The 22531-nt window shown below is 66.0% G+C and carries 35 protein-coding genes; all 35 read left to right on the top strand.

Features of this window, described 5'->3' with window-relative positions; genetic code table 11:
• Nucleotides 1-3 precede the first annotated feature (3 nt).
• The 35 genes from pilM to ACR3ZA_RS06595 all read left to right on the top strand — a co-directional run bounded on the left by pilM (nt 4) and on the right by ACR3ZA_RS06595 (nt 22494).
• Complete coding sequence (gene pilM, locus ACR3ZA_RS06765) at nt 4-1053, top strand: type IV pilus assembly protein PilM (RefSeq protein WP_473661233.1); 1050 nt, start codon at nt 4-6, stop codon at nt 1051-1053.
• On the top strand, nt 1050-1802 hold the full coding sequence (locus ACR3ZA_RS06760) for a PilN domain-containing protein (RefSeq protein ID WP_473661232.1): 753 nt from the start codon (nt 1050-1052) through the stop codon (nt 1800-1802). Before pilM ends, ACR3ZA_RS06760 begins: the two co-directional genes overlap by 4 nt.
• Nucleotides 1799-2521 (top strand): hypothetical protein, encoded by a 723-nt coding sequence (locus ACR3ZA_RS06755; RefSeq protein ID WP_473661231.1) that lies wholly within the window; start codon nt 1799-1801, stop codon nt 2519-2521. The genes ACR3ZA_RS06760 and ACR3ZA_RS06755 overlap by 4 nt, the downstream gene beginning before the upstream one ends.
• Before the next feature lie 302 nt (nt 2522-2823).
• The gene (rpsL, locus tag ACR3ZA_RS06750; protein ID WP_141145283.1) at nt 2824-3198 is read left to right on the top strand and encodes a 30S ribosomal protein S12; all 375 of its coding nucleotides are present in this window, start codon (nt 2824-2826) and stop codon (nt 3196-3198) included.
• Nucleotides 3198-3668, top strand: coding sequence for a 30S ribosomal protein S7 (rpsG, locus tag ACR3ZA_RS06745; RefSeq protein WP_294178381.1), 471 nt, complete (start codon nt 3198-3200; stop codon nt 3666-3668). The genes rpsL and rpsG overlap by 1 nt, the downstream gene beginning before the upstream one ends.
• A gap of 113 nt (nt 3669-3781) precedes the next feature.
• Nucleotides 3782-5896, top strand: a complete 2115-nt coding sequence (gene fusA / locus ACR3ZA_RS06740) for an elongation factor G (RefSeq protein ID WP_473661230.1) — start codon at nt 3782-3784, stop codon at nt 5894-5896.
• Nucleotides 5897-6003: 107 nt separating this feature from the next.
• Nucleotides 6004-7197, top strand: a complete 1194-nt coding sequence (gene tuf, locus ACR3ZA_RS06735; protein ID WP_473661229.1) for an elongation factor Tu — start codon at nt 6004-6006, stop codon at nt 7195-7197.
• A gap of 155 nt (nt 7198-7352) precedes the next feature.
• Complete coding sequence (locus ACR3ZA_RS06730) at nt 7353-7568, top strand: Rv0909 family putative TA system antitoxin (protein WP_473661228.1); 216 nt, start codon at nt 7353-7355, stop codon at nt 7566-7568.
• 512 nt (nt 7569-8080) lie between these two features.
• Complete coding sequence (gene rpsJ, locus ACR3ZA_RS06725; RefSeq protein WP_294178374.1) at nt 8081-8389, top strand: 30S ribosomal protein S10; 309 nt, start codon at nt 8081-8083, stop codon at nt 8387-8389.
• A gap of 37 nt (nt 8390-8426) precedes the next feature.
• Nucleotides 8427-9077, top strand: coding sequence for a 50S ribosomal protein L3 (rplC, locus tag ACR3ZA_RS06720; RefSeq protein WP_473661227.1), 651 nt, complete (start codon nt 8427-8429; stop codon nt 9075-9077).
• Between the two features lie 5 nt (nt 9078-9082).
• Complete coding sequence (rplD, locus tag ACR3ZA_RS06715) at nt 9083-9736, top strand: 50S ribosomal protein L4 (protein ID WP_473661226.1); 654 nt, start codon at nt 9083-9085, stop codon at nt 9734-9736.
• Nucleotides 9733-10032: a 50S ribosomal protein L23 gene (gene rplW / locus ACR3ZA_RS06710; RefSeq protein WP_473661225.1), complete on the top strand. Its 300-nt coding sequence runs from the start codon at nt 9733-9735 to the stop codon at nt 10030-10032. Before rplD ends, rplW begins: the two co-directional genes overlap by 4 nt.
• Before the next feature lie 17 nt (nt 10033-10049).
• Nucleotides 10050-10889, top strand: a complete 840-nt coding sequence (gene rplB / locus ACR3ZA_RS06705) for a 50S ribosomal protein L2 (protein WP_294178367.1) — start codon at nt 10050-10052, stop codon at nt 10887-10889.
• 12 nt (nt 10890-10901) lie between these two features.
• Entirely contained in the window at nt 10902-11183 is a 282-nt protein-coding gene (gene rpsS / locus ACR3ZA_RS06700; protein ID WP_473661224.1) for a 30S ribosomal protein S19, read from the top strand.
• A complete protein-coding gene (gene rplV / locus ACR3ZA_RS06695) occupies nt 11183-11581 on the top strand; it encodes a 50S ribosomal protein L22 (protein WP_473661223.1) in 399 nt (132 codons plus the stop codon). Before rpsS ends, rplV begins: the two co-directional genes overlap by 1 nt.
• Nucleotides 11581-12342: a 30S ribosomal protein S3 gene (gene rpsC, locus ACR3ZA_RS06690; RefSeq protein WP_294178363.1), complete on the top strand. Its 762-nt coding sequence runs from the start codon at nt 11581-11583 to the stop codon at nt 12340-12342. The genes rplV and rpsC overlap by 1 nt, the downstream gene beginning before the upstream one ends.
• Nucleotides 12343-12344: 2 nt before the next feature.
• The gene (rplP, locus tag ACR3ZA_RS06685) at nt 12345-12764 is read left to right on the top strand and encodes a 50S ribosomal protein L16 (protein WP_473661222.1); all 420 of its coding nucleotides are present in this window, start codon (nt 12345-12347) and stop codon (nt 12762-12764) included.
• Nucleotides 12764-13099: a 50S ribosomal protein L29 gene (gene rpmC / locus ACR3ZA_RS06680; RefSeq protein WP_473661221.1), complete on the top strand. Its 336-nt coding sequence runs from the start codon at nt 12764-12766 to the stop codon at nt 13097-13099. The genes rplP and rpmC overlap by 1 nt, the downstream gene beginning before the upstream one ends.
• Nucleotides 13099-13416, top strand: a complete 318-nt coding sequence (gene rpsQ / locus ACR3ZA_RS06675; protein WP_294178360.1) for a 30S ribosomal protein S17 — start codon at nt 13099-13101, stop codon at nt 13414-13416. The genes rpmC and rpsQ overlap by 1 nt, the downstream gene beginning before the upstream one ends.
• Nucleotides 13417-13419: 3 nt before the next feature.
• A complete protein-coding gene (rplN, locus tag ACR3ZA_RS06670; RefSeq protein WP_473552129.1) occupies nt 13420-13788 on the top strand; it encodes a 50S ribosomal protein L14 in 369 nt (122 codons plus the stop codon).
• Between the two features lie 2 nt (nt 13789-13790).
• Entirely contained in the window at nt 13791-14153 is a 363-nt protein-coding gene (rplX, locus tag ACR3ZA_RS06665) for a 50S ribosomal protein L24 (protein ID WP_294178356.1), read from the top strand.
• Nucleotides 14153-14737 (top strand): 50S ribosomal protein L5, encoded by a 585-nt coding sequence (rplE, locus tag ACR3ZA_RS06660; protein WP_473661220.1) that lies wholly within the window; start codon nt 14153-14155, stop codon nt 14735-14737. Before rplX ends, rplE begins: the two co-directional genes overlap by 1 nt.
• 109 nt (nt 14738-14846) lie before the next feature.
• Complete coding sequence (gene rpsH, locus ACR3ZA_RS06655; RefSeq protein WP_473552124.1) at nt 14847-15245, top strand: 30S ribosomal protein S8; 399 nt, start codon at nt 14847-14849, stop codon at nt 15243-15245.
• Nucleotides 15246-15251: 6 nt separating this feature from the next.
• Nucleotides 15252-15788, top strand: coding sequence for a 50S ribosomal protein L6 (gene rplF / locus ACR3ZA_RS06650; protein WP_473661219.1), 537 nt, complete (start codon nt 15252-15254; stop codon nt 15786-15788).
• Between the two features lie 2 nt (nt 15789-15790).
• The gene (gene rplR, locus ACR3ZA_RS06645) at nt 15791-16165 is read left to right on the top strand and encodes a 50S ribosomal protein L18 (RefSeq protein WP_294178426.1); all 375 of its coding nucleotides are present in this window, start codon (nt 15791-15793) and stop codon (nt 16163-16165) included.
• Nucleotides 16166-16197: 32 nt separating this feature from the next.
• Nucleotides 16198-16881, top strand: coding sequence for a 30S ribosomal protein S5 (gene rpsE / locus ACR3ZA_RS06640; RefSeq protein ID WP_473558460.1), 684 nt, complete (start codon nt 16198-16200; stop codon nt 16879-16881).
• Entirely contained in the window at nt 16881-17066 is a 186-nt protein-coding gene (rpmD, locus tag ACR3ZA_RS06635; RefSeq protein WP_271119459.1) for a 50S ribosomal protein L30, read from the top strand. Before rpsE ends, rpmD begins: the two co-directional genes overlap by 1 nt.
• A complete protein-coding gene (rplO, locus tag ACR3ZA_RS06630) occupies nt 17066-17857 on the top strand; it encodes a 50S ribosomal protein L15 (protein WP_473661218.1) in 792 nt (263 codons plus the stop codon). The genes rpmD and rplO overlap by 1 nt, the downstream gene beginning before the upstream one ends.
• A gap of 86 nt (nt 17858-17943) precedes the next feature.
• Nucleotides 17944-19266 carry a preprotein translocase subunit SecY gene (gene secY / locus ACR3ZA_RS06625; RefSeq protein WP_473661217.1) on the top strand — a complete coding sequence of 441 codons (1323 nt, stop codon included), beginning with the start codon at nt 17944-17946 and terminating at the stop codon, nt 19264-19266.
• Nucleotides 19263-19847: an adenylate kinase gene (locus ACR3ZA_RS06620; RefSeq protein WP_473661216.1), complete on the top strand. Its 585-nt coding sequence runs from the start codon at nt 19263-19265 to the stop codon at nt 19845-19847. Before secY ends, ACR3ZA_RS06620 begins: the two co-directional genes overlap by 4 nt.
• A gap of 155 nt (nt 19848-20002) precedes the next feature.
• Nucleotides 20003-20224, top strand: coding sequence for a translation initiation factor IF-1 (infA, locus tag ACR3ZA_RS06615; protein WP_066056559.1), 222 nt, complete (start codon nt 20003-20005; stop codon nt 20222-20224).
• A 66-nt stretch (nt 20225-20290) separates the two neighbouring features.
• Nucleotides 20291-20407, top strand: coding sequence for a 50S ribosomal protein L36 (gene rpmJ, locus ACR3ZA_RS06610; protein WP_055821300.1), 117 nt, complete (start codon nt 20291-20293; stop codon nt 20405-20407).
• A gap of 130 nt (nt 20408-20537) precedes the next feature.
• Entirely contained in the window at nt 20538-20918 is a 381-nt protein-coding gene (gene rpsM / locus ACR3ZA_RS06605; protein ID WP_294178336.1) for a 30S ribosomal protein S13, read from the top strand.
• Complete coding sequence (gene rpsK / locus ACR3ZA_RS06600) at nt 20918-21316, top strand: 30S ribosomal protein S11 (protein ID WP_294178335.1); 399 nt, start codon at nt 20918-20920, stop codon at nt 21314-21316. Before rpsM ends, rpsK begins: the two co-directional genes overlap by 1 nt.
• Before the next feature lie 185 nt (nt 21317-21501).
• Nucleotides 21502-22494, top strand: a complete 993-nt coding sequence (locus ACR3ZA_RS06595) for a DNA-directed RNA polymerase subunit alpha (protein ID WP_473661215.1) — start codon at nt 21502-21504, stop codon at nt 22492-22494.
• Nucleotides 22495-22531 lie beyond the last annotated feature (37 nt).

Genomic DNA, 22531 nt, shown 5'->3' with positions numbered 1-22531 from the left:
CTCATGGCATCGACGATCGTCGGTCTGGACTTCGGGCACGGGGTGATCCGCGCCGCGGAAGTCCAGGGCGCGGCCACCGCCAATCCCACGCTCGTGCGCTATCACCAGATCTCGGTGCCGGTCACGGCGGTCGATCGCGGCGACGTCGTCGAGCGCGAGACGGTGATGTCGGCTCTCAAGCAGCTCTGGGTCCAGGGCAAGTTCAAGTCGCGCAAGGTGGTCGTGGGTGTCGGCAATCCCCGCGTGCTCGTGCGCGAGATGAGCCTGCCGCGGATGCCCATGACCCGGATCCGCGAGACGCTTCCTTTCCAGGTACAGGACGTGCTGCCGGTGCCGGTGGCCGAGGCGCTCCTGGACTTCTACCCGACGGCGGATGACGTCGAGGACGGCGCCCCCGTCGTGCGCGGACTGCTCGTCGCGGCGATCAAGGAGAGCGTCGTGTCCACGGTGGAGACCATTCGTGCGGCGAAGCTCGAGCTTCTCGACGTCGATCTGGTGCCCTTCGCGATCTGCCGCTCCGTCGTGTCGGGGCAGATCGCGCGCGGGACTTCCGCTCTCGTCCATGTCGGCGCCCACACCACGATCGTGACGATCGTGGTGGACGGGGTTCCGCGCTTCGTGCGCATCGTGCAGAGCGGCGGCGACGACATCGACCGCGCCCTGACCACCGAGCTCGGATTCGACGAGCGCCAGGCCGACCAGCTCAAGCGCCGGCTGGGTCTGGCGACCCAGGGGGTCACGGTCGACACGCGACCCGCGGTCGAGATCGTGTATCGCGTGAGCGGTGACCTGATCGCGGCGATCCGCAACACCGTGAGCTTCTATCTCTCGAGCCGCCCCGGCGCGGCGGTCGACCGCATCGTGCTGACCGGCGGCGGCGCTCAGCTTCCGGGCTTCTCCGGGGCGCTGGCGGACGCGACGCGCCTTCAGCTGCTCGTCCCGGAGCCGCTGGAGCATCTTCGACTCGCGCGATCCGTCGATCGCGACCAACTCGCCGTGGGAGCGGCCGGCGTGCCGGTCGCCGTCGGCCTGACTCTGGGGAACAAAGGATGAGCACCGGAACTCACGCTCAGTCGTCCCGCGCGGCGACAAAAGCGGCTCGCACCTCGCTCGCCGGGGGTTCGCCGCGGGTCTCGCTGCTGCCCCCGGAGATGGGGGAGCGGCAGCGCCAGCTCGGCATCCAGCGCGGCCTTCGCCTGCTGATGTTCGCGGCGATCGTCGTGGTGGCAGCCGGTATCGGCGCCGCCTGGTACTTCTCGTTCGTCAGCTCCGTGGCCCTGGCCGCCGAACAGCGTCGGACCGCGGAGCTCCAGGAGCAGCAGCTCGAGTACTCGCAGGTGCAGAACACGCTCAACGCGGTCGCGCTCGGCGAAGCGGCCCTCGCGGTCGGGGGGTCGACGGAGATCGACTGGCTCGATTACCTGACGCGCGTGCAGGACTCGCTGCCGAAGGGGGTGACGCTGGAGAGCTTCACCGTGGACGCCTCGACCATCACCGAGCAGTACCCGCAGTCGACAGTGCCACTCCAGGGCGCCCGCATCGCGACGCTGCAGTTCTCGGCTCTGAGCGACGAGCTGCCATCCATCCCGGACTGGCTCGACAGCCTGCGTGGCCTCCCCGGCTTCGTGGACGCCACCCCGGGAAGCGTGGTGCTGTCCTCCAGCGGTGAGGGCTACAGCGCCAGCATCACCATGCACATCGATGCCGAGGCCTACACGAATCGGCTCGTCGCCGATGCGGCCGCCGCGCAGACCGCCGGCAGCGATGACGACGCAGCCGACAACGAGGGAGACGACCAGTGAATATCGGGACGCGCATCTGGGCGCTGATCACCACGTTCGTTGTCATCGCCGTCCTCGCGGGCGGATGGTTCCTCGGCGTCGCGCCGCTGCTGGCCGCGCGCGCGTCCGCGGACGCCGAGCTCGCCAGCACGAAGACGCAGAACGCCGCGCTCGAGTCGGTCATCCTTCAGCTGCAGGAGGCCGAGTCGGAGCTGCCGATTCTGGCCGCGCAGGCTCGCGAGTTCGAGCAGGCGATCCCGAGCGATGTCGATGCGTCAGCGTTCATCACGGGTCTCAATGCGCTCGCCGGCAAGGCCGACGTCACCATCACGGCGATCACCCTCGGGGACTCGACTCCGTACGCCGAGCCCGCCGGCGACGCCGTCGATCCCGAGCTGGCGCCCAACCCGGTCACCGACGCTCGCATCACGGCCGAGAACTTCGTCCTGATCCCGATCACGATCACGGTCGACGGCGGCTGGTCCGAGGTGCTCAAGTTCGTGCACGGCGTGCAGACGAGCGATCGGTTCGTCCTCGTGACCCAGTTGGCGACGACGTCGTCGGATTCCTCGATCTCGGTCACCATCTCCGGGGCGATGTACGCGCTGCTGCGGCCCGAGGCTCTCGTGCTGGCGGTGGCCGAGACGGATCCGGAGGCCGCCGAGACGCCCACGCCGACGCCCACGCCGACCACGACGGAGACGCCGGTTCCGACGGAGAGCGCGACGCCGACGCCGTAGGACGCGAGGTGCACGACCGTCGCGACATTGCGCCCGGTTACGCGCCGGACTATCATCGACTGCGTGTGTGCTCTTCGCACACGATTCCCCGTGCTCCCGCAACCTCGGTCGCGTGTGTCGGGAGTCGGAGCGAGTTGAGCGCATCCAGAGGGTCACGCCCGTCGAAGCGATTCGACGCGGGTGGCCCCCACGGCATATCCATCACACACACGCGAGTCGGTTCCGGCTCGCGGATGGATCCCGATGGACGATTTACCACCCATCAGCCGCTGTCACCGTGCAGCGATTATTGAGGAGCACTTTTGCCCACCATTCAACAGCTGGTCCGCAAGGGCCGGACGCCGAAGGTCGTCAAGACCAAGGCGCCGGCGCTGAAGGCCAATCCGCAGCAGCGCGGGGTTTGCACCCGCGTCTACACGACCACCCCGAAGAAGCCGAACTCGGCCCTTCGCAAGGTCGCGCGCGTCAAGCTTTCCAACGGCACCGAGGTCACCGCCTACATTCCCGGCGAGGGCCACAACCTGCAGGAGCACTCGATGGTGCTCGTCCGCGGCGGTCGTGTGAAGGACCTCCCCGGCGTGCGCTACAAGATCGTGCGCGGCGCGCTCGACACCCAGGCCGTCAAGAACCGTCAGCAGGCCCGCAGCCGCTACGGCGCGAAGAAGGACAAGAAGTAATGCCTCGTAAGGGTCCCGCCCCGAAGCGTCCCGTCGTCGCCGATCCGGTGTACGGCGCGCAGGTCGTCAGCCAGCTCGTCAACAAGATCCTCCTCGACGGCAAGAAGGACCTCGCTCAGCGCATCGTCTACGGCGCGCTCGACGGAGTCGCTCAGAAGTCCGGTCAGGATGCCGTCCAGGTTCTCAAGAAGGCGCTCGACAACGTGCGCCCGACCCTCGAGGTCAAGAGCCGTCGTGTCGGTGGATCGACGTACCAGGTCCCCGTTGAGGTCAAGCCGCACCGTGCGAACACTCTCGCGCTGCGCTGGCTGACCAGCTACGCCAAGTCGCGTCGTGAGAAGACGATGACCGAGCGTCTCACCAACGAGATCCTCGACGCGTCGAACGGTCTCGGCGCGGCCGTCAAGCGTCGTGAAGACACGCACAAGATGGCCGAAGCCAACAAGGCATTCGCTCACTACCGCTGGTAGCCAGCAGCTGGTCGAGCAGCGCGCGAGCGCGGATCGAGACCCTGGTTTCGAGCCGCCGCTTCGCGCCTGCTCGACCGGCCCCCCACATCAACTTCTAACGTTAGGAACTGCCCGTGGCACAGGACGTGCTCACTGACCTGACCAAGGTCCGCAACATCGGCATCATGGCTCACATCGATGCGGGAAAGACCACGACCACCGAGCGCATCCTGTTCTACACGGGTATCACCCACAAGATCGGTGAAGTCCACGATGGCGCAGCCACGATGGACTGGATGGCGCAGGAGCAGGAGCGCGGCATCACGATCACGTCGGCCGCGACGACCTGCTTCTGGGACAAGCACCAGATCAACATCATCGACACGCCCGGTCACGTCGACTTCACCGTCGAGGTGGAGCGCTCGCTCCGCGTCCTCGACGGCGCCGTCGCCGTGTTCGACGGCAAGGAGGGCGTCGAGCCCCAGTCCGAGACCGTGTGGCGTCAGGCCGACAAGTACGACGTTCCGCGCATCTGCTTCGTCAACAAGATGGACAAGCTCGGTGCCGACTTCTACTACACGGTCGACACCATCGTGAAGCGCCTCGGCGCCAAGCCGCTCGTGCTGCAGATCCCGATCGGCTTCGAGAACACCTTCGAGGGTGTCGTCGACCTGGTCGAGATGCGCGCGCTCACCTGGCGCGGCGACTCCAAGGGTGACGTCCAGATGGGCGCCAAGTACGAGATCGAAGAGATCCCGGCCGACCTGGTCGACAAGGCCAACGAGTACCGCCAGATGCTTCTCGAGACCGTCGCCGAGAGCGACGACGCACTGCTCGAGAAGTTCTTCGCGGGCGAAGAGCTCACCGTCGCCGAGATCAAGGGCGCGATCCGCAAGATGACGATCGCGAGCGAGCTCTACCCGGTGCTCTGCGGCTCGGCGTTCAAGAACCGCGGCGTGCAGCCGATGCTCGATGCGGTCGTCGACTACCTCCCCAGCCCGCTGGACGTGCCCGACATGGTCGCGCACGACCCGCGTGACGAGGAGAAGGAGATCATCCGCAAGCCCTCCTCGACCGAGCCCTTCTCGGCGCTCGCGTTCAAGGTTGCGGTGCACCCGTTCTTCGGCCGTCTCACCTACATCCGCGTCTACTCGGGCACCATCGAGTCGGGCTCGCAGGTCGCCAACTCGACCAAGGGCAAGAAGGAGCGCATCGGGAAGATCTTCCAGATGCACGCCAACAAGGAGAACCCGGTCGACAGCGTCAGCGCCGGTCACATCTACGCCGTGATCGGTCTGAAGGACACCACCACCGGTGACACCCTCTCGGACATGCAGGAGCAGGTCGTCCTCGAGTCGATGACCTTCCCCGAGCCGGTCATCGAGGTCGCGATCGAGCCCAAGACCAAGGCCGACCAGGAGAAGCTGGGAACGGCGATCCAGAAGCTCGCCGAGGAAGACCCCACGTTCCGCACGGAGCAGAACCAGGAGACGGGTCAGACCGTCATCAAGGGAATGGGCGAGCTGCACCTCGACATCCTGGTCGACCGCATGAAGCGCGAGTTCAACGTCGAGGCGAACGTCGGCAAGCCGCAGGTCGCCTACCGCGAGACCATTCGCAAGACGATCGAGAAGTTCGACTACACCCACAAGAAGCAGACGGGTGGATCGGGTCAGTTCGCAAAGATCCAGATCAAGCTCGAGCCGCTGGAGGTCACTCCGGAGACGACCTACGAATTCGAGAACGCCGTGACGGGTGGTCGCGTTCCGCGCGAGTACATCCCCTCGGTGGATCACGGAATTCAGGACGCGATGCAGGTCGGCGTGCTCGCCGGCTTCCCGACGGTGGGCGTCAAGGCGACGCTCCTCGACGGTGCCTCGCACGACGTCGACTCTTCGGAGATGGCGTTCAAGATCGCCGGATCGATGGCCTACAAGGAGGCCGCGCGCAAGGCGAGTCCCGTTCTGCTCGAGCCGCTGATGGCGGTCGAGGTGCGTACGCCCGAGGAGTACATGGGCGACGTCATCGGCGACCTCAACTCGCGGCGCGGTCAGATCCAGTCCATGGAGGACGCCACCGGCGTGAAGGTCGTGTCGGCAAAGGTCCCGCTGTCCGAGATGTTCGGATACGTCGGCGACCTGCGCTCGAAGACCTCGGGTCGCGCGGTGTACTCGATGACGTTCGACTCCTACGCTGAGGTCCCCAAGGCCGTGGCCGACGAGATCGTCCAGAAGAGCAAGGGCGAGTGACCTTTCAGGTCTCTCGTCTGCGAACCCCACTAAAGTAACCAAGTACCCAAACAGCGGATCATCCGGAAACCATCCGGGTTCCGCGCCGAGTCCTGAGGAGGACCCAAGTGGCTAAGGCCAAGTTCGAGCGGACCAAGCCGCACGTCAACATCGGAACGATCGGTCACGTCGACCACGGCAAGACGACCCTCACCGCTGCCATCTCGAAGGTTCTCGCAGAGAAGTACCCCTCGGATGTCAACGTGCTGCGCGACTTCGCCTCGATCGACTCGGCGCCGGAAGAGCGCCAGCGTGGTATCACGATCAACATCTCGCACGTCGAGTACGAGACCCCGAAGCGCCACTACGCGCACGTCGACGCCCCCGGTCACGCTGACTACATCAAGAACATGATCACCGGTGCGGCCCAGATGGACGGCGCGATCCTCGTGGTTGCGGCGACCGACGGCCCGATGGCGCAGACCCGTGAGCACGTGCTGCTCGCCAAGCAGGTCGGCGTGCCGTACCTGCTGGTCGCGCTCAACAAGTCCGACATGGTCGACGACGAGGAGATCCTCGAGCTCGTCGAGCTCGAGGTGCGCGAGCTCCTCTCGAGCCAGGACTTCGACGGCGACAACGCGCCGGTCGTGCGCGTCTCGGGCCTCAAGGCTCTCGAGGGCGACGCCGAGTGGAGCGAGAAGATCGTCGAGCTCATGCAGGCCGTCGACGACAACATCCCCGACCCGGTGCGTGACAAGGACAAGCCGTTCCTCATGCCCATCGAGGACGTCTTCACCATCACCGGTCGTGGAACCGTCGTGACGGGTCGCGCCGAGCGCGGCACCCTCGCGATCAACTCCGAGGTCGAGATCGTCGGCATCCGCCCGACGCAGAAGACCACGGTCACGGGTATCGAGATGTTCCACAAGCAGCTCGACGAGGCCTGGGCCGGCGAGAACTGTGGTCTGCTCCTCCGCGGCACCAAGCGCGAGGACGTCGAGCGCGGCCAGGTCGTCGTGAAGCCGGGCTCGGTCACGCCGCACACCAACTTCGAGGGCACGGCGTACATCCTGTCCAAGGACGAGGGTGGGCGTCACAACCCGTTCTACGGCAACTACCGCCCGCAGTTCTACTTCCGCACCACCGACGTCACCGGCGTCATCACGCTGCCCGAGGGCACCGAGATGGTCATGCCCGGCGACACCACCGACATGACGGTTGAGCTGATCCAGCCCATCGCCATGGAGGAGGGCCTCGGCTTCGCCATCCGTGAGGGTGGCCGCACCGTGGGCGCCGGCAAGGTCACGAAGATCAACAAGTAAGTACCTTCGTACTTCCGCGAACGGGGTCGAGCCGCAAGGCTCGGCCCCGTTCGTCGTTCCCGGGAGGCCTTCGGGGGCACGGCTTGCCGTGGCTGGCCGGAGCCCGAAGAATGGAGGCGCGCGCGGGGAACTGCTCCGCGGCAGGAAGAGGACTCATGGGATTCGACATCGGCGACCTCGGCGACAAGGCCAAGGACTTCCTCGAGAGCGACCAGGTCCAGGACGCGCTCAAGAGCGAGCAGGCGGAGGACATCAGCGACAACGTGCTCGACAAGCTCGAGGACGTTGCGGACGACGTGACCGGCGGCAAGTTCACGGAGCAGATCTCTGACGCGCGCGACGCCGCTGACGGGGCCGTCGGCACCGACTAGCCGTCGCCGTCTCGAAAGCCCGGTGCCCCCGCTGCGCCGGGCTTTTTCGCGCCCCGGAGCGCGCGACGCCGCAGCAGCGGCGGGGGCGTTTGCGGGCGTCGACTTGAGCGGATTTCGCGAAGCGCAGCGACCGCGCTCGGTGCGCGGAGCGCGCGACGCCGCAGGAGCGGCGGCGTCGCCAGAAAGCACGACACGCCCGGGTTGCAGCAAATGCCGGGGTGTGGCAAACTCTTCTAGTTCGACATTCCGCGCTTCGGTGCGCGGATCACTGCCAGGCAGTGCATAGCCGCCGGAACTACGGTTCTGACGCAGGCTAGGCCGCGGGGAGCAGAACAAAGCTTCAATCGAATCCAATCCTTGCCGGGAATTCGTGCGTTCGCGCGCGCGTGCCGGCGAGCGGGGTGGATTGACAGAAGAACAGTGGTGCGTCAGCACGAAAGGTTCGTGAAGAACCGGACGTTGTTGCGCGATGCCTCGCGACGCGAGGTGTGAGACAGAGAAGAGAGATGCACATGGCGGGACAGAAGATCCGCATCCGGCTGAAGTCATACGACCACGCTGGCCTCGACGCCTCGGCGCGCAAGATCGTTGACACGGTCACCCGTGCGGGTGCCACCGTGGTCGGTCCGGTTCCGCTTCCGACGGAGAAGAACGTGGTCACCGTGATCCGTTCTCCCCACAAGTACAAGGACAGCCGCGAGCACTTCGAGAAGCGCACCCACAAGCGTCTGATCGACATCATCGACCCCACTCCCAAGGCGGTCGACTCGCTCATGCGCCTCGACCTCCCCGCCGACGTCAACATCGAGATCAAGCTCTAGTCCCCGCGACTGGCGCTCAGAAATCAAGGAAACTCCAATGTCTGCAGTCAAGACGACCAAGGGTCTGCTCGGCACCAAGCTCGGCATGACCCAGGTCTGGGATGAGAACAACAAGCTCGTTCCGGTGACCGTCGTCCAGATCTCCCCGAATGTCGTGACCCAGGTCCGCTCGGTGGAGAAGGACGGCTACGCCGCGGTTCAGATCGCCTACGGGCAGATCGACCCCCGCAAGGTCAACAAGCCCGCCGCTGGCCACTTCGAGAAGGCCGGCGTCACGCCGCGCCGCCACCTCACCGAGGTTCGGACGGCCGACGCTGCCGAGTACACCCCGGGCCAGGAGCTCAGCGTGGACATCTTCGAAGCCGGCCAGTTCGTCGACGTCGTCGGCACGAGCAAGGGCAAGGGCTTCGCCGGTGTCATGAAGCGCCACAACTTCAAGGGCGTCTCCGCCTCGCACGGTGCGCACCGCAACCACCGCAAGCCCGGCTCGATCGGTGCCTCCTCGACGCCCAGCCGCGTCTTCAAGGGCATGCGCATGGCCGGCCGCATGGGTGGCGACCGCGTCACGGTTCAGGGCCTCAAGGTCCACGCCGTGGACGCCGAGAAGGGCCTCCTGCTGGTCAAGGGCGCCGTTCCCGGCGCGCGTGGCCGCATCGTGTTCGTCCGCAACGCCGTGAAGGGTGCGTGATCGTCATGGCTAACACCACTGTCGACGTCATCGACGCGAAGGGAAAGAAGTCCGGCTCGGTTGAGCTGCCCGCTTCGATCTTCGACGTCCAGACCAACGTCCCGCTGATCCACCAGGTGGTGACCGCGCAGCTCGCGGCCGCCCGCCAGGGAACGCACAAGGTCAAGGGTCGCGGCGAGGTGTCGGGTTCCGGCACCAAGCCGTTCAAGCAGAAGGGCACCGGCCGTGCTCGTCAGGGCTCGATCCGCATGCCGCAGCACCGCGGCGGTGGCATCGTCCACGGACCGGTCCCGCGCGACTACTCGCAGCGCACCCCCAAGAAGATGATCGCCGCGGCACTGCTCGGTGTCATCTCGGACCGCGCGCGCGGCGAGCGTCTGCACGTCGTTGAGAGCTTCGGCCTGTCCGAGGCGCCCAGCACCAAGACCGCCGTCTCGCTGCTGACGCAGGTCGCCACGAGCAAGAACGTGCTCGTCGTGCTCGAGCGCAGCGACGAGGTCAGCGCGAAGAGCGTGCGGAACCTCCGCAACGTGCACGTGCTGTTCGCGGACCAGCTCAACGCCTACGACGTGGTCGTCAGCGACGACATCGTCTTCACCAAGGGTGCCTTCGAGTCGTTCGTCGCCTCGAAGTCGAACAAGGAAGAGGCCAGCGCATGAGCGGCTACAACAAGGACCCGCGCGACATCATCCTCGCGCCCGTCGTGAGCGAGAAGAGCTACGGCCTGATCGATGACGGGAAGTACACCTTCGAGGTGGACCCCCGCTCGAACAAGACCGAGATCAAGCTCGCCATCGAGAAGATCTTCAACGTGAAGGTCGCGTCGGTGAACACCCTCAACCGCAACGGCAAGACCCGTCGTACGCGTTTCGGTGCCGGTAAGCGCAAGGACACCAAGCGCGCGATCGTCACCCTCAAGTCCGGTTCGATCGACATCTTCACGGCTGTCGGCTAGGACCTCAGGAGACCATCATGGCAATTCGCAAGTACAAGCCGACGACCCCCGGTCGTCGTGGCTCGTCGGTCGCCGATTTCGCGGAGATCACGCGCTCGACGCCCGAGAAGTCGCTCGTTCGCCCGCTGCCCAAGACGGGTGGCCGCAACAACACCGGACGCATCACCACGCGTCACATCGGTGGCGGTCACAAGCGTCAGTACCGACTCATCGACTTCCGTCGCAATGACAAGGACGGCGTCGACGCGAAGGTCGCGCACATCGAGTACGACCCGAACCGCACGGCGCGCATCGCGCTCCTGCATTTCGTGGACGGCACCAAGCGCTACATCCTCGCGCCGAACAAGCTGTCGCAGGGCGACATCGTCGAGTCGGGTCCCTCGGCCGACATCAAGCCCGGCAACAACCTGCCGCTGAAGAACATCCCGGTCGGTACCGTCATCCACGCGATCGAGCTGCGCCCCGGTGGCGGAGCGAAGATGGCCCGTTCGGCTGGTGCCTCGGTCCGTCTCGTCGCCAAGGACGGCCCCTACGCCCAGCTGCGTCTGCCCTCGGGCGAGATCCGCAACGTCGACCTGCGCTGCCGCGCGACGATCGGCGAGGTCGGCAACGCCGAGCAGTCGAACATCAACTGGGGCAAGGCCGGCCGTCTGCGCTGGAAGGGCGTCCGCCCGACCGTCCGTGGTGTCGCCATGAACCCGATCGACCACCCGCACGGTGGTGGTGAGGGCAAGACCTCCGGTGGACGCCACCCGGTCAGCCCGTGGGGTCAGAAGGAGGGCCGTACGCGCCGTCCGAACAAGGAAAGCGACAAGCTCATCGTCCGTCGTCGTACCGTCGGCAAGAAGCGCAAGTAGAGGTAGAAGAAGATGCCGCGCAGTCTCAAGAAGGGTCCTTTCGTCGACGACCACCTGTTCCGCAAGGTTCAGGCCCAGAACGATGCAGGCTCCAAGAACGTGATCAAGACCTGGTCGCGCCGTTCGATGATCGTCCCCGCCATGCTGGGACACACCATCGCCGTGCACGACGGTCGCAAGCACATCCCGGTCTTCGTGACCGAGACCATGGTCGGGCACAAGCTCGGCGAGTTCGCGCCCACCCGCACTTTCCGTGGGCACGAGAAGGACGACAAGAAGGGACGGCGTCGCTGATGGTTGAGTCGATCGCCCGCGTGAAGCACATCCGCGTCACGCCCATGAAGGCTCGTCGCATCGTGGACATCATCCGCGGCAAGCAGGCTCAGGAGGCTCTCGCCATCCTGAAGTTCGCGCCGCAGAGCGCCAGCGAGCCGATCTACAAGCTCGTGGCCTCGGCCATGGCGAACGCACGTGTGAAGGCGGATGCCTCGAACACCTTCCTCGACGAGCAGGACCTGGTCATCGCCAAGGCCTACGTCGACGAGGGAACGACGCTCAAGCGCTTCCGTCCGCGTGCCCAGGGCCGCGCCTTCAAGATCCTGAAGCGCACGAGCCACATCACCGTCGTGCTGGCGACGCCGGACGAGCTCGTCTCGAAGGCAGCGCCGACGCAGAAGGCAGGGAAGAAGTAATGGGCCAGAAGGTCAACCCGTACGGTTTCCGTCTCGGCATCACCACCGACCACGTGTCGCGCTGGTTCGCCGACTCGACCAAGCCCGGTCAGCGCTACGCCGACTTCGTGGCCGAGGACATCAAGATCCGCAACCTGCTCAAGACGAGCCTGGACCGCGCTGGTGTTGCTCGCATCGAAATCGAGCGCACCCGTGACCGCGTGCGTGTCGACATCCACACCGCGCGTCCCGGCATCGTGATCGGTCGCCGCGGCGCCGAGGCCGAGCGCATCCGCGCCGACCTCGAGAAGCTCACCAAGAAGCAGATCCAGCTCAACATCCTCGAGGTGAAGAACCCCGAGGCCGAGGCGCAGCTGGTCGCGCAGGGAATCGCCGAGCAGCTCTCTGCTCGTGTCGCCTTCCGTCGCGCGATGCGCAAGGGTCTGCAGGGCGCTCAGCGCGCCGGCGCCAAGGGTGTTCGCATCCAGGTGTCGGGCCGTCTGGGTGGCGCCGAGATGAGCCGGTCGGAGTTCTACCGCGAGGGTCGTGTGCCGCTGCACACGCTGCGCGCGAACATCGACTACGGCTTCTACGAGGCCCGCACCACCTTCGGTCGCATCGGAGTCAAGGTGTGGATCTACAAGGGTGACATCACCAACAAGGAACTTGCTCGTGAGCAGGCGGCTCAGAAGTCGTCGCGCCCCGAGCGTCGTGACGGCGGCCCGCGCGGCCGTGGCCCCCGTGCCGAAGCCGCGCCCGCTACCGCAGGAGCCGAGGCGTAATCATGCTTATTCCCCGCAAGGTCAAGTACCGCAAGCAGCACCACCCCGGCCGTGATGGCCAGGCCACCGGTGGCACCAAGGTGTCGTTCGGTGAGTACGGGATCCAGGCGCTGACTCCCGCGTACGTCACCAACCGTCAGATCGAGTCCGCTCGTATCGCGATGACCCGTCACATCAAGCGTGGTGGAAAGGTGTGGATCAACATCTACCCCGACCGTCCGCTGACGAAGAAGCCGGCCGAAACCCGCATGGGTTCCGGTAAGGGTTCGCCGGAGTGGTGGGTCGCCAACGTCAAGCCGGGTCGCGTCCTCTTCGAGGTCGCCGGCGTTGACGAGGAGCTCGCCCGCGAGGCGCTGCTCCGTGCAATTCACAAGCTGCCCCTCAAGGCACGCATCATCAAGCGCGAGGAGGGCGACGCGTAATGGCCGTCGGATCCAAGGAGCTCGCCCCGATCGAGCTCGACACCTACGAAGACGAGCGACTCGTCGAAGAGCTGAAGAAGGCCAAGGAAGAGCTGTTCAACCTGCGCTTCCAGTCGGCCACCGGTCAGCTCGAAAGCCACGGACGCCTGCGTGCCGTGAAGCGCGACATCGCTCGCATCTACACCGTCATCCGTGAGCGCGAGCTCGGCATTCGGGCCACGCCCGCGCCGATCGAGGCTCCCGCGAAGGCGCCCAAGAAGTCCGCCAAGAAGTCGGAGACCGCTGAGGCTCCCGAGGTCGAGGCTGCTGACACCGCCGAGGAGGCGAGCAAGTAATGGCACAGGTCAAGAAGGCCGAGGCCGGACACGAGTCCGCCGCCCACGACGTTCGCGACGAGAGCGCGCGTGGCTACCGCAAGGTGCGCCGCGGGTACGTGACGAGCGACAAGATGAACAAGACCATCGTGGTTGAGGTCGAGGACCGCGTGAAGCACCCGCTTTACGGCAAGGTCATCCGCCGCACCTCGAAGATCAAGGCTCACGACGAGAACAACACCGCCGGCATCGGCGACCTCGTCACGATCACGGAGACTCGCCCGCTGAGCGCGACCAAGCGCTGGCGTCTGGTCGAGATCAACGAGAAGGCGAAGTAAGCCATGCTGCAGCAAGAATCTCGAGTCAAGGTCGCCGACAACACCGGCGCCAAGGAGCTCCTGACGATTCGCGTGCTCGGTGGTTCCGGCCGTCGCTACGCCGGTCTCGGCGATGTCATCGTCGCGACCGTCAAGGACGCGATCCCGGGCGGCAACGTCAAGAAGGGCGACGTCGTCAAGGCCGTCATCGTGCGCACCGTCAAGCAGACGCGTCGTCCCGATGGCTCCTACATCAAGTTTGACGAGAACGCCGCCGTCATCCTGAAGGCTGATGGGGACCCGCGTGGAACCCGCATCTTCGGACCGGTCGGCCGCGAACTGCGCGACAAGAAGTTCATGAAGATCATCTCGCTCGCGCCGGAGGTGCTCTAACTATGGGCCGCAACATCAAGAAGGGCGACCTCGTCCAGATCATCAGCGGTCCCTCGCAGGACCGCGGCGGTGACCGGGGCAAGCAGGGTCGCGTGATCGAGGTTCTCTCCGAGAAGAACCGCGTCATCGTCGAGGGCGTCAACTACGTCACGAAGCACGTCAAGGTCGGGCAGTCGCAGCGCGGCACCAAGACCGGCGGCATCGAGACGCACGAGGCGCCGATCCACATCTCGAATGTGGCACTCGTCGACCCCAAGACCAAGACGCCGACCCGCGTCGGTTTCCGTGAGGAGACCGTCGAGAAGGACGGCGTCAAGAAGACCGTTCGCGTGCGCTACGCGAAGAAGTCCGGAGAAGTGATCTGATGGCCGCGACGACTGAGGCTGGCACAATCCAGCCCCGACTCAAGTCGAAGTACCGCACGGAGATCGTCAAGACTCTCAGCGAGCAGTTCGGGTACACCAACCCGCACCAGGTTCCTGGTCTTGTCAAGATCGTCGTCAACACCGGTGTCGGTGAAGCCGCACGCGACTCGAAGGTGATCGAGGGGGCCATCAAGGACCTCACGCTCATCACGGGTCAGAAGCCGCAGGTGACGCTGGCCCGCAAGTCGATCGCCCAGTTCAAGCTGCGCGAGGGCATGCCGATCGGCGCCCACGTGACGCTGCGCGGCGACCGTGCCTGGGAGTTCCTCGACCGCCTGCTGTCGCTCGCGCTTCCGCGCATCCGCGACTTCCGCGGCCTGAGCGACAAGCAGTTCGACGGTAACGGCAACTACACCTTCGGTCTCTCGGAGCAGAGCATGTTCCACGAGATCGATCAGGACAAGATCGACCGCGTCCGCGGATTCGACATCACGGTCGTCACCACCGCGAAGACGGATGACGAGGGTCGCGCCCTGCTGCGCGCGCTCGGCTTCCCGTTCAAGTCGGCGGAGAACCCCCAGTAACACCCGACGGGGCAACCGCCCCGTCGACCATCAACCAGGTCGGCATCCGGTCGGTGCTCTTGAGGAGCTAGCGGATGTCGAAACCGGCTGAACGAAGGAAACACACACAATGACGATGACAGACCCGGTCGCGGACATGCTGACCCGTCTGCGCAACGCGAACCGCGCCTACCACGACACGGTTTCGCTGCCGAACAGCAAGCTCAAGACCCACATCGCCGAGATCCTCCAGAAGGAGGGCTACATCTCCGGGTGGAAGGTCGAAGAGGCGCGCGTGGGCTCGACGCTCACGATCGACCTCAAGTACGGCCCCAACCGTGAGCGGTCGATCGCGGGCATCAAGCGCGTGTCGAAGCCCGGCCTCCGCGTGTACGCCAAGTCGACGGAGATCCCTCACGTCCTCGGCGGACTCGGCGTGGCCATCCTGTCCACCTCCTCGGGGCTCCTCACGGACCGCGAGGCGACCAAGAAGGGCGTGGGTGGGGAAGTCCTCGCCTACGTGTGGTGATCTGACATGTCGCGTATTGGACGTCTTCCCATCGACGTGCCCGCCGGCGTGACCGTGACGATCGACGGCCAGGCCGTCGCCGTCAAGGGTCCGAAGGGCGAGCTGTCGCTCACCGTCAAGAACCCGATCGAGGTCAAGCTCGAAGAGGGCCAGGTCGTCGTGACCCGTCCCGACGACGAGCGCGAGTCGCGTTCGCTGCACGGGCTCACCCGCACGCTGATCGCCAACCAGATCGTCGGCGTCACCGAGGGCTACTCCAAGAGCCTCGAGGTCGTCGGCACCGGTTACCGCGTGGCGTCGAAGGGCAGCTCGGTCGAGTTCGCTCTCGGCTACTCGCACTCGATCACCGTGGACCCGCCCGCCGGCATCTCGTTCGAGGTCGAGGGCAACAACAAGCTGACCGTCAAGGGCATCGACAAGCAGGCCGTTGGCGAGGTCGCGGCGAACATTCGCAAGCTGCGCAAGCCCGAGCCCTACAAGGGCAAGGGTGTGCGTTACGCCGGCGAGGTCGTTCGTCGCAAGGCCGGAAAGAGTGGTAAGTGATCATGGCTGGAATCGTCAAGCGTTCGGATTCGAAGTCCGCGCAGCGCGCCCGTCGCCACACCCGTGTGCGCAAGCGCATCGTGGGCACGGAAGAGCGTCCGCGCCTCGTCGTCACCCGCTCGGCCCGTCACGTCTTCGTGCAGGTCGTTGATGACAGCAAGGGCCACACCGTGGCCTCCGCGTCGACCCTCGAGGCGGATCTTCGCGCCTTCGACGGCGACAAGACCGCAAAGGCCCGCAAGGTCGGCGAACTCGTCGCCGAACGTGCCAAGAAGGCCGGCATCGCCGCAGTCGTGTTCGACCGCGGTGGCAACCGCTACGCAGGACGCGTGGCCGCGATCGCCGAGGGCGCTCGCGAGGGAGGGCTGGAGCTGTGACCGAGGCCACTGAAAACCAGGAGCAGAACAACGTGACCGACGAGACCACCGTCGCGGCCGGCAAGGTCGTGGAGACGGCGGCCGGGACGGCGCCGTCGACCGAGCCTCGCGAGGCTCGTCGTGGCAGCCGTGAGCGTGGACCGCGCAACGATCGCGGTGCGCGTGGCGGCCGCGAGGAGAGCCAGTTCCTCGAGCGCGTCGTCACCATCAACCGCGTGTCGAAGGTCGTCAAGGGCGGCCGTCGCTTCAGCTTCACGGCGCTCGTCGTCGTGGGCGATGGCAACGGCATGGTCGGCGTCGGCTACGGCAAGGCGCGTGAGGTGCCGCTCGCGATCAGCAAGGGTGTCGAGGAGGCGAAGAAGAACTTCTTCCGCGTCCCGCGCTCCGGCGCGACCATCCCGCACCCCGTGCAGGGTGAGGCCGCTGCCGGTGTCGTCCTGCTGCGTCCCGCCGGCCCCGGTACCGGTGTTATCGCCGGTGGTCCGGTCCGCGCGGTGCTCGAGTGCGCCGGCATCCACGACGTCCTGAGCAAGTCGCTCGGATCGTCGAACACGATCAACATCGTTCACGCGACCGTGGAGGCGCTGCAGCAGCTCGAAGAGCCGCGCGCGGTGGCCGCACGTCGTGGCCTCGACTTCGAAGCCGTCGCTCCGGAGCGCCTCGTGCGCGCCGAGGCCGACGCTCGTGCCGCGGCAAGTGCAAAGGCAGGTTCATGATGGCTGCGCGCCTCAAGGTGACCCAGATCAAGTCCGTTATCAGCGAGAAGCAGAACCAGCGCGACACGCTGCGGAGCTTGGGCCTCAAGCGCATCGGCGACGTCGTCGTGCGTGAGGACACCCAGGCCAACCGCGGCTACGTCCGCACGGTCGCCCACCTCGTGAAGGTCGAGGAGATTGACTAATGGCTGAGGAAGACAAGAAGGAGACCGCCGCGGCGGCTCCGAAGAAGGCTCCGGCGAAGAAGGCTCCGGCCAAGGCCGCGGCCGACAAGCCGGCCGCCGAGAAGGCGCCCGCGAAGAAGGCTCCGGCCACGACGACGGCTGCCAAGTCGACCGCCGCCAAGGCTCCGGCCAAGGCTGCCGCCGACAAGCCGGCCGCCGAGAAGGCGCCCGCGAAGAAGGCTCCGGCCAAGGCTGCTGCTGACAAGGCTCCGGCCGAGAAGGCCGCTGCCGAGAAGGCTCCGGCGGCGAAGGCTCCGGCCAAGGCCGCGGCGAAGCCCGCCGCCAAGAAGGCTGCCGAGCCCAGCGAGGCTCGCCCGCAGATCCTGAAGGCCCACCACCTCCGTCCCGCTGCGGGCGCGAAGAAGGCCAAGACCCGCGTGGGTCGCGGTGAGGGCTCCAAGGGCAAGACCGCGGGTCGCGGAACCAAGGGCACCAAGGCGCGCTACCAGGTGGCGGCCGGGCTCGAGGGCGGAAACCTCAACTCGATCATGCGTGCGCCGAAGCTGCGCGGGTTCAAGAACCCGTTCCGCGTCGAGTACCAGGTCGTCAACCTCGAGAAGCTCGCCGAGCTCTACCCGAAGGGCGGCGACGTCACCGTCGGCGACCTCGTGGCCAAGGGCGCCGTTCGCAAGAACGAGAAGGTCAAGGTTCTCGGCGGCGGCGACATCGCGGTCAAGCTGAACGTCACGGTCGACAAGGTCTCGAGCTCCGCGGAGCAGAAGATCGTCGCCGCAGGCGGTTCGGTCAAGTAGTTTCTGACGGCGGCTCCCCACGGTGGGGAGCCGCCGTCTCTGCGACCCGGTAAGGTCGCACTGTCCCAAAAACTTCTGGAGGCGTCGTGTTCAGTGCCGTCGCGCGGATCTTCCGCACGCCCGACCTGCGTCGCAAAATCGGGTTCACACTCGGCATCGTCGCGCTCTTCCGCCTGGGGTCGTTCATCCCAGCGCCGTTCGTGCAGTTCGAGAACGTGCAGGCCTGTCTTGCCGGGAACTCCACCGCGGGGAGCCTGTACGACCTGGTCAACCTCTTCAGCGGCGGGGCTCTCCTGCAGCTGTCGATCTTCGCGCTCGGGATCATGCCGTACATCACGGCCTCGATCATCGTGCAGCTGCTGCGCGTGGTCATCCCTCACTTCGACACCCTCTACAAGGAGGGCCAGTCGGGCCAGGCGAAGCTCACGCAGTACACCCGGTACCTGACGATCGCGCTCGGCGTGCTGCAGTCGACCACGCTGATCACGGTCGCCCGCTCCGGTGCGCTGTTCCCGACCGGCTCGGTCGCCGAGTGCTCCGACCTGATCGCGAACGACGCCTGGTACGCCATCCTGCTCATGGTCATCACCATGACGGCCGGTACCGGCGTCATCATGTGGATGGGTGAGCTCGTCACCGAGCGCGGCATCGGCAACGGCATGTCGCTGCTGATCTTCACCTCGATCGCTGCCACGTTCCCGACTTCGCTCGGCACCATCGCGACCACCCGCGGCATCGAGATCTTCATCCTCGTGCTTGCGATCGGCGTGCTGATCATGGTCGCCGTCATCTTCGTCGAGCAGTCGCAGCGCCGGATCCCCGTCCAGTACGCCAAGCGCATGGTCGGTCGCCGCACCTACGGCGGCAACAACACGTACATCCCGATCAAGGTCAACATGGCGGGCGTCGTGCCGGTCATCTTCGCCTCGTCGCTGCTGTACCTGCCAGCGCTCATCGCGCAGTTCAACCAGCCGGCGTCGGGCGAAGCCCCGGCCGCCTGGGTGAGCTGGATCTCGGACACGCTGACGGCGGGCGACCACCCGCTGTACATGCTCACGTACTTCCTGCTCATCGTCGGGTTCACCTACTTCTACGTCGCGATCACGTTCAACCCCGACGAGGTCGCCGACAACATGAAGAAGTACGGCGGCTTCATTCCGGGCATTCGCGCCGGACGGCCGACCGCCGAGTACCTCGACTACGTCCTGACGCGCGTCACCCTGCCGGGCTCGATCTACCTCGGCCTCGTCGCGCTCATTCCGCTCATCGCGCTCGTGTTGGTCGGCGCCAACCAGAACTTCCCGTTCGGCGGCACCAGCATCCTGATCATGGTCGGCGTCGGCCTCGAGACGGTCAAGCAGATCGACTCGCAGCTGCAGCAGCGCCACTACGAGGGGCTTCTGAAGTGACCCGACTGCTGATCGTCGGCCCGCCGGGTGCCGGCAAGGGCACCCAGGCGGCGCGGATCGCGGAGAAGTACCAGATCCCGACGATCTCGACGGGCGACATCTTCCGGTTCAACATCGCCAACGAGACCGAGCTGGGCAAGCAGGTGAAGGCGATCGTCGACTCCGGCGACTACGTCCCGGACTCGCTCACCAACGCGCTTGTCACCGATCGCCTGAACGAAGCGGATGCCCAGGGCGGATTCCTGCTCGACGGCTACCCGCGCACGCCCGACCAGGTGCGCTACCTCGATGAGCTGCTGGGCTCGCACGGTCACGCCCTCGATGGTGTCGTGCGGCTCGCCGCCGACCAGGAGGAGGTCGTGCGGCGTCTGCGTCAGCGCTCGGTCGAGCAGGGCCGCGTGGACGACTCGGAGGAGGCCATCCGGCACCGCCAAGAGGTCTACCAGCGCGAAACGGCGCCGCTGCTCGAGATGTTCGACCAGCGCGGGCTCCTGATCGAGGTCGACGGTCTCGGCGAGATCGACGAGGTCACCGCACGAATCTTCGCCGCGCTGGACGCGCGCGATCTGGGCGCGGCTTAGCGCACAACCCCGCCGCACCCGACATCCGTGTCGGCGTGTGGCAAAAACGCCCCCGATGGGCTAGGCTCGATCTTTGGTGCCGTGCGCCTTCGGGCGTGCCTGCATCACCCACCCACCGCACGACCAGCAGTACACACGTGAGCGCTTGAGAGGTTATGGCCAAGAAAGACGGAGTCATCGAGATCGAGGGATCGGTGGTCGAAGCTCTTCCCAACGCGATGTTTCGCGTTGAGCTGAGCAACGGGCACAAGGTACTCGCCCACATTTCGGGCAAGATGCGTCAGCACTACATTCGGATCCTCCCCGAGGACCGAGTGATCGTAGAGCTGAGCCCCTACGACCTGACTCGCGGCCGTATCGTCTACCGCTACAAGTAAGGACTGCTGGAAAGTAACGGCCGGGCGCCTGACGGTGCCCGCGCACGATGACAGCGAGAGAGAACAATGAAGGTCAACCCCAGCGTCAAGCCCATCTGCGACCACTGCAAGGTCATTCGCCGCAACGGTCGCGTCATGGTCATCTGCAAGTCCAACCCGCGCCACAAGCAGCGCCAGGGCTGACACGCACAAGCTCCACAACTGAATAGCTGAATCAGCATCGTCAGAACCTCGCGAGAGGGGACACCCCGGGTCGGAGGCCCGGGCACCGACGGTGTGTCACACCTCCGAATGACTCCCAGGAGAAGCCACCATGGCACGTCTCGCCGGCGTCGACATCCCGCGCGAAAAGCGCGTGGAGGTCGCACTGACGTACATCTACGGTGTGGGCCGCACGCGCGCCCTCGCCACCCTCAAGGAAACCGGAATCTCCGGTGACATCCGCGTGAAGGATCTGACCGACGACCAGCTCGTCGCCCTTCGCGACTACATCGAGGGCACCTACAAGGTCGAGGGTGACCTGCGCCGCGAGGTGCAGGCCGACATCCGCCGCAAGGTCGAGATCGGCTCGTACGAGGGCATCCGCCACCGTCGCGGCCTTCCCGTGCGCGGACAGCGCACCAAGACCAACGCCCGCACCCGCAAGGGCCCGAAGCGCACCGTCGCCGGTAAGAAGAAGGCAGGCAAGAAGTAATGGCTACCCCGAAGTCGGCCGCGCGCAAGCCCCGCCGCAAGGAAAAGAAGAACATCGCCGTGGGCCAGGCCCACATCAAGTCGACGTTCAACAACACCATCGTCTCGATCACCGACCCCTCGGGTGCGGTCATCGCCTGGGCCTCCGGCGGCGACGTCGGCTTCAAGGGTTCGCGCAAGTCGACCCCGTACGCGGCCGGCATGGCCGCCGAGGCGGCCGCGCGCAAGGCGCAGGAGAACGGCATGAAGAAGGTCGACGTCTTCGTGAAGGGCCCGGGTTCGGGTCGCGAGACGGCGATCCGTTCGCTGCAGTCGGCGGGCCTCGAGGTCGGCACGATCAACGACGTGACGCCTCAGGCGCACAACGGTGTTCGTCCGCCGAAGCGTCGCCGCGTCTAAGTCTCAGACGCCGCGCTGACAGAGTCACGTGGCGTGGTCGGGTGCGCTTCGCGCGCGGAGCGCACCCGACACACCCGCGGATCCGCGGCGCAGTTCTGACAATTCAATAACCCGGCGGCCCAGCCACCCGCCGTCTTCCCGTGAGCGTCATATGGCGGACGCTCTCGCCGAAAGGAAACACCAACGTGCTGATTGCACAGCGTCCCACTCTGTCCGAGGAGAACATCTCGGAGTTCCGTTCGCGCTTCATCATCGAGCCCCTCGAGCCCGGCTTCGGCTACACGCTCGGGAACTCGCTGCGTCGCACGCTCCTCTCGTCGATTCCCGGTGCTGCGGTCACGAGCATCCGCCTCGACGGCATCCAGCACGAGTTCTCCACCGTTCCGGGTGTGAAGGAAGACGTCGTCGAGATCGTCTTGAACATCAAGAACCTCGTCGTCTCGAGCGAGCACGACGAGCCGATCACGGCGTACCTGCGCAAGAAGGGTGCCGGCCAGGTCACGGCCGCCGACATCTCGGCGCCGGCCGGGGTCGAGATCCACAACCCCGAGCTCGTCATCGCGACGCTCAACGACAAGGCGACGTTCGACCTCGAGCTCACCATCGAGCGCGGCCGCGGCTACGTCTCGGCGACGCAGAACCGCAGCGAGTTCAGCGAAGCGGGTCAGATCCCGATCGACTCGATCTACTCGCCCGTGCTCAAGGTCACCTACCGCGTGGAAGCCACGCGTGCCGGTGAGCGCACCGACTTCGACCGCCTCGTCGTCGACGTCGAGACCAAGCCGGCGATCAGCCCGCGCGACGCGATCGCGTCGGCCGGCCGCACCCTCACCGAGCTGTTCGGTCTCGCCCGCGAGCTGAACACCGCGGCCGAGGGCATCGAGATCGGCCCGGCCCCGGCCGAAGCCGTTCTGTCGAGCGAGCTCAGCATGCCGATCGAAGACCTCGACCTGTCGGTGCGCAGCTACAACTGCCTCAAGCGCGAGGGCATCAACACGGTGAGCGAGCTCGTGGCGCTCTCCGAGACGCAGCTGATGAACATTCGCAACTTCGGCCAGAAGTCGGTCGACGAGGTGAAGGACAAGCTCGTCGAGATGGGCCTTTCGCTCAAGGACAGCGTGCCCGGCTTTGACGGCGCACACTTCTACGGCGGATACGACGAGGAAGAGAACCTCTAGAGCCGGCCGCCCCGCCGCTTCTGAGCTAGGAAACCAA

It is taken from the genome of Herbiconiux sp. J20-20 (assembly GCF_057365085.1).
This window is presented reverse-complemented; position numbering and strand designations above follow the sequence as displayed.

Excerpts from the sequence above, each read along its gene's own strand:
- pilM (WP_473661233.1), top strand. The coding sequence starts at position 4 with ATGGCATCGACGATCGTCGGTCTGGACTTCGGGCACGGGGTGATCCGC.
- ACR3ZA_RS06760 (WP_473661232.1), top strand. The coding sequence starts at position 1,050 with ATGAGCACCGGAACTCACGCTCAGTCGTCCCGCGCGGCGACAAAAGCG.
- rpsG (WP_294178381.1), top strand. The coding sequence starts at position 3,198 with ATGCCTCGTAAGGGTCCCGCCCCGAAGCGTCCCGTCGTCGCCGATCCG.
- ACR3ZA_RS06730 (WP_473661228.1), top strand. The coding sequence starts at position 7,353 with ATGGGATTCGACATCGGCGACCTCGGCGACAAGGCCAAGGACTTCCTC.
- rpsJ (WP_294178374.1), top strand. The coding sequence starts at position 8,081 with ATGGCGGGACAGAAGATCCGCATCCGGCTGAAGTCATACGACCACGCT.
- rplC (WP_473661227.1), top strand. The coding sequence starts at position 8,427 with ATGTCTGCAGTCAAGACGACCAAGGGTCTGCTCGGCACCAAGCTCGGC.
- rplD (WP_473661226.1), top strand. The coding sequence starts at position 9,083 with ATGGCTAACACCACTGTCGACGTCATCGACGCGAAGGGAAAGAAGTCC.
- rplW (WP_473661225.1), top strand. The coding sequence starts at position 9,733 with ATGAGCGGCTACAACAAGGACCCGCGCGACATCATCCTCGCGCCCGTC.
- rplB (WP_294178367.1), top strand. The coding sequence starts at position 10,050 with ATGGCAATTCGCAAGTACAAGCCGACGACCCCCGGTCGTCGTGGCTCG.
- rpsS (WP_473661224.1), top strand. The coding sequence starts at position 10,902 with ATGCCGCGCAGTCTCAAGAAGGGTCCTTTCGTCGACGACCACCTGTTC.
- rplV (WP_473661223.1), top strand. The coding sequence starts at position 11,183 with ATGGTTGAGTCGATCGCCCGCGTGAAGCACATCCGCGTCACGCCCATG.
- rpsC (WP_294178363.1), top strand. The coding sequence starts at position 11,581 with ATGGGCCAGAAGGTCAACCCGTACGGTTTCCGTCTCGGCATCACCACC.
- rplP (WP_473661222.1), top strand. The coding sequence starts at position 12,345 with ATGCTTATTCCCCGCAAGGTCAAGTACCGCAAGCAGCACCACCCCGGC.
- rpmC (WP_473661221.1), top strand. The coding sequence starts at position 12,764 with ATGGCCGTCGGATCCAAGGAGCTCGCCCCGATCGAGCTCGACACCTAC.
- rpsQ (WP_294178360.1), top strand. The coding sequence starts at position 13,099 with ATGGCACAGGTCAAGAAGGCCGAGGCCGGACACGAGTCCGCCGCCCAC.
- rplN (WP_473552129.1), top strand. The coding sequence starts at position 13,420 with ATGCTGCAGCAAGAATCTCGAGTCAAGGTCGCCGACAACACCGGCGCC.
- rplX (WP_294178356.1), top strand. The coding sequence starts at position 13,791 with ATGGGCCGCAACATCAAGAAGGGCGACCTCGTCCAGATCATCAGCGGT.
- rplE (WP_473661220.1), top strand. The coding sequence starts at position 14,153 with ATGGCCGCGACGACTGAGGCTGGCACAATCCAGCCCCGACTCAAGTCG.
- rpsH (WP_473552124.1), top strand. The coding sequence starts at position 14,847 with ATGACGATGACAGACCCGGTCGCGGACATGCTGACCCGTCTGCGCAAC.
- rplF (WP_473661219.1), top strand. The coding sequence starts at position 15,252 with ATGTCGCGTATTGGACGTCTTCCCATCGACGTGCCCGCCGGCGTGACC.
- rplR (WP_294178426.1), top strand. The coding sequence starts at position 15,791 with ATGGCTGGAATCGTCAAGCGTTCGGATTCGAAGTCCGCGCAGCGCGCC.
- rpmD (WP_271119459.1), top strand. The coding sequence starts at position 16,881 with ATGGCTGCGCGCCTCAAGGTGACCCAGATCAAGTCCGTTATCAGCGAG.
- rplO (WP_473661218.1), top strand. The coding sequence starts at position 17,066 with ATGGCTGAGGAAGACAAGAAGGAGACCGCCGCGGCGGCTCCGAAGAAG.
- infA (WP_066056559.1), top strand. The coding sequence starts at position 20,003 with ATGGCCAAGAAAGACGGAGTCATCGAGATCGAGGGATCGGTGGTCGAA.
- rpmJ (WP_055821300.1), top strand. The coding sequence starts at position 20,291 with ATGAAGGTCAACCCCAGCGTCAAGCCCATCTGCGACCACTGCAAGGTC.
- rpsM (WP_294178336.1), top strand. The coding sequence starts at position 20,538 with ATGGCACGTCTCGCCGGCGTCGACATCCCGCGCGAAAAGCGCGTGGAG.
- rpsK (WP_294178335.1), top strand. The coding sequence starts at position 20,918 with ATGGCTACCCCGAAGTCGGCCGCGCGCAAGCCCCGCCGCAAGGAAAAG.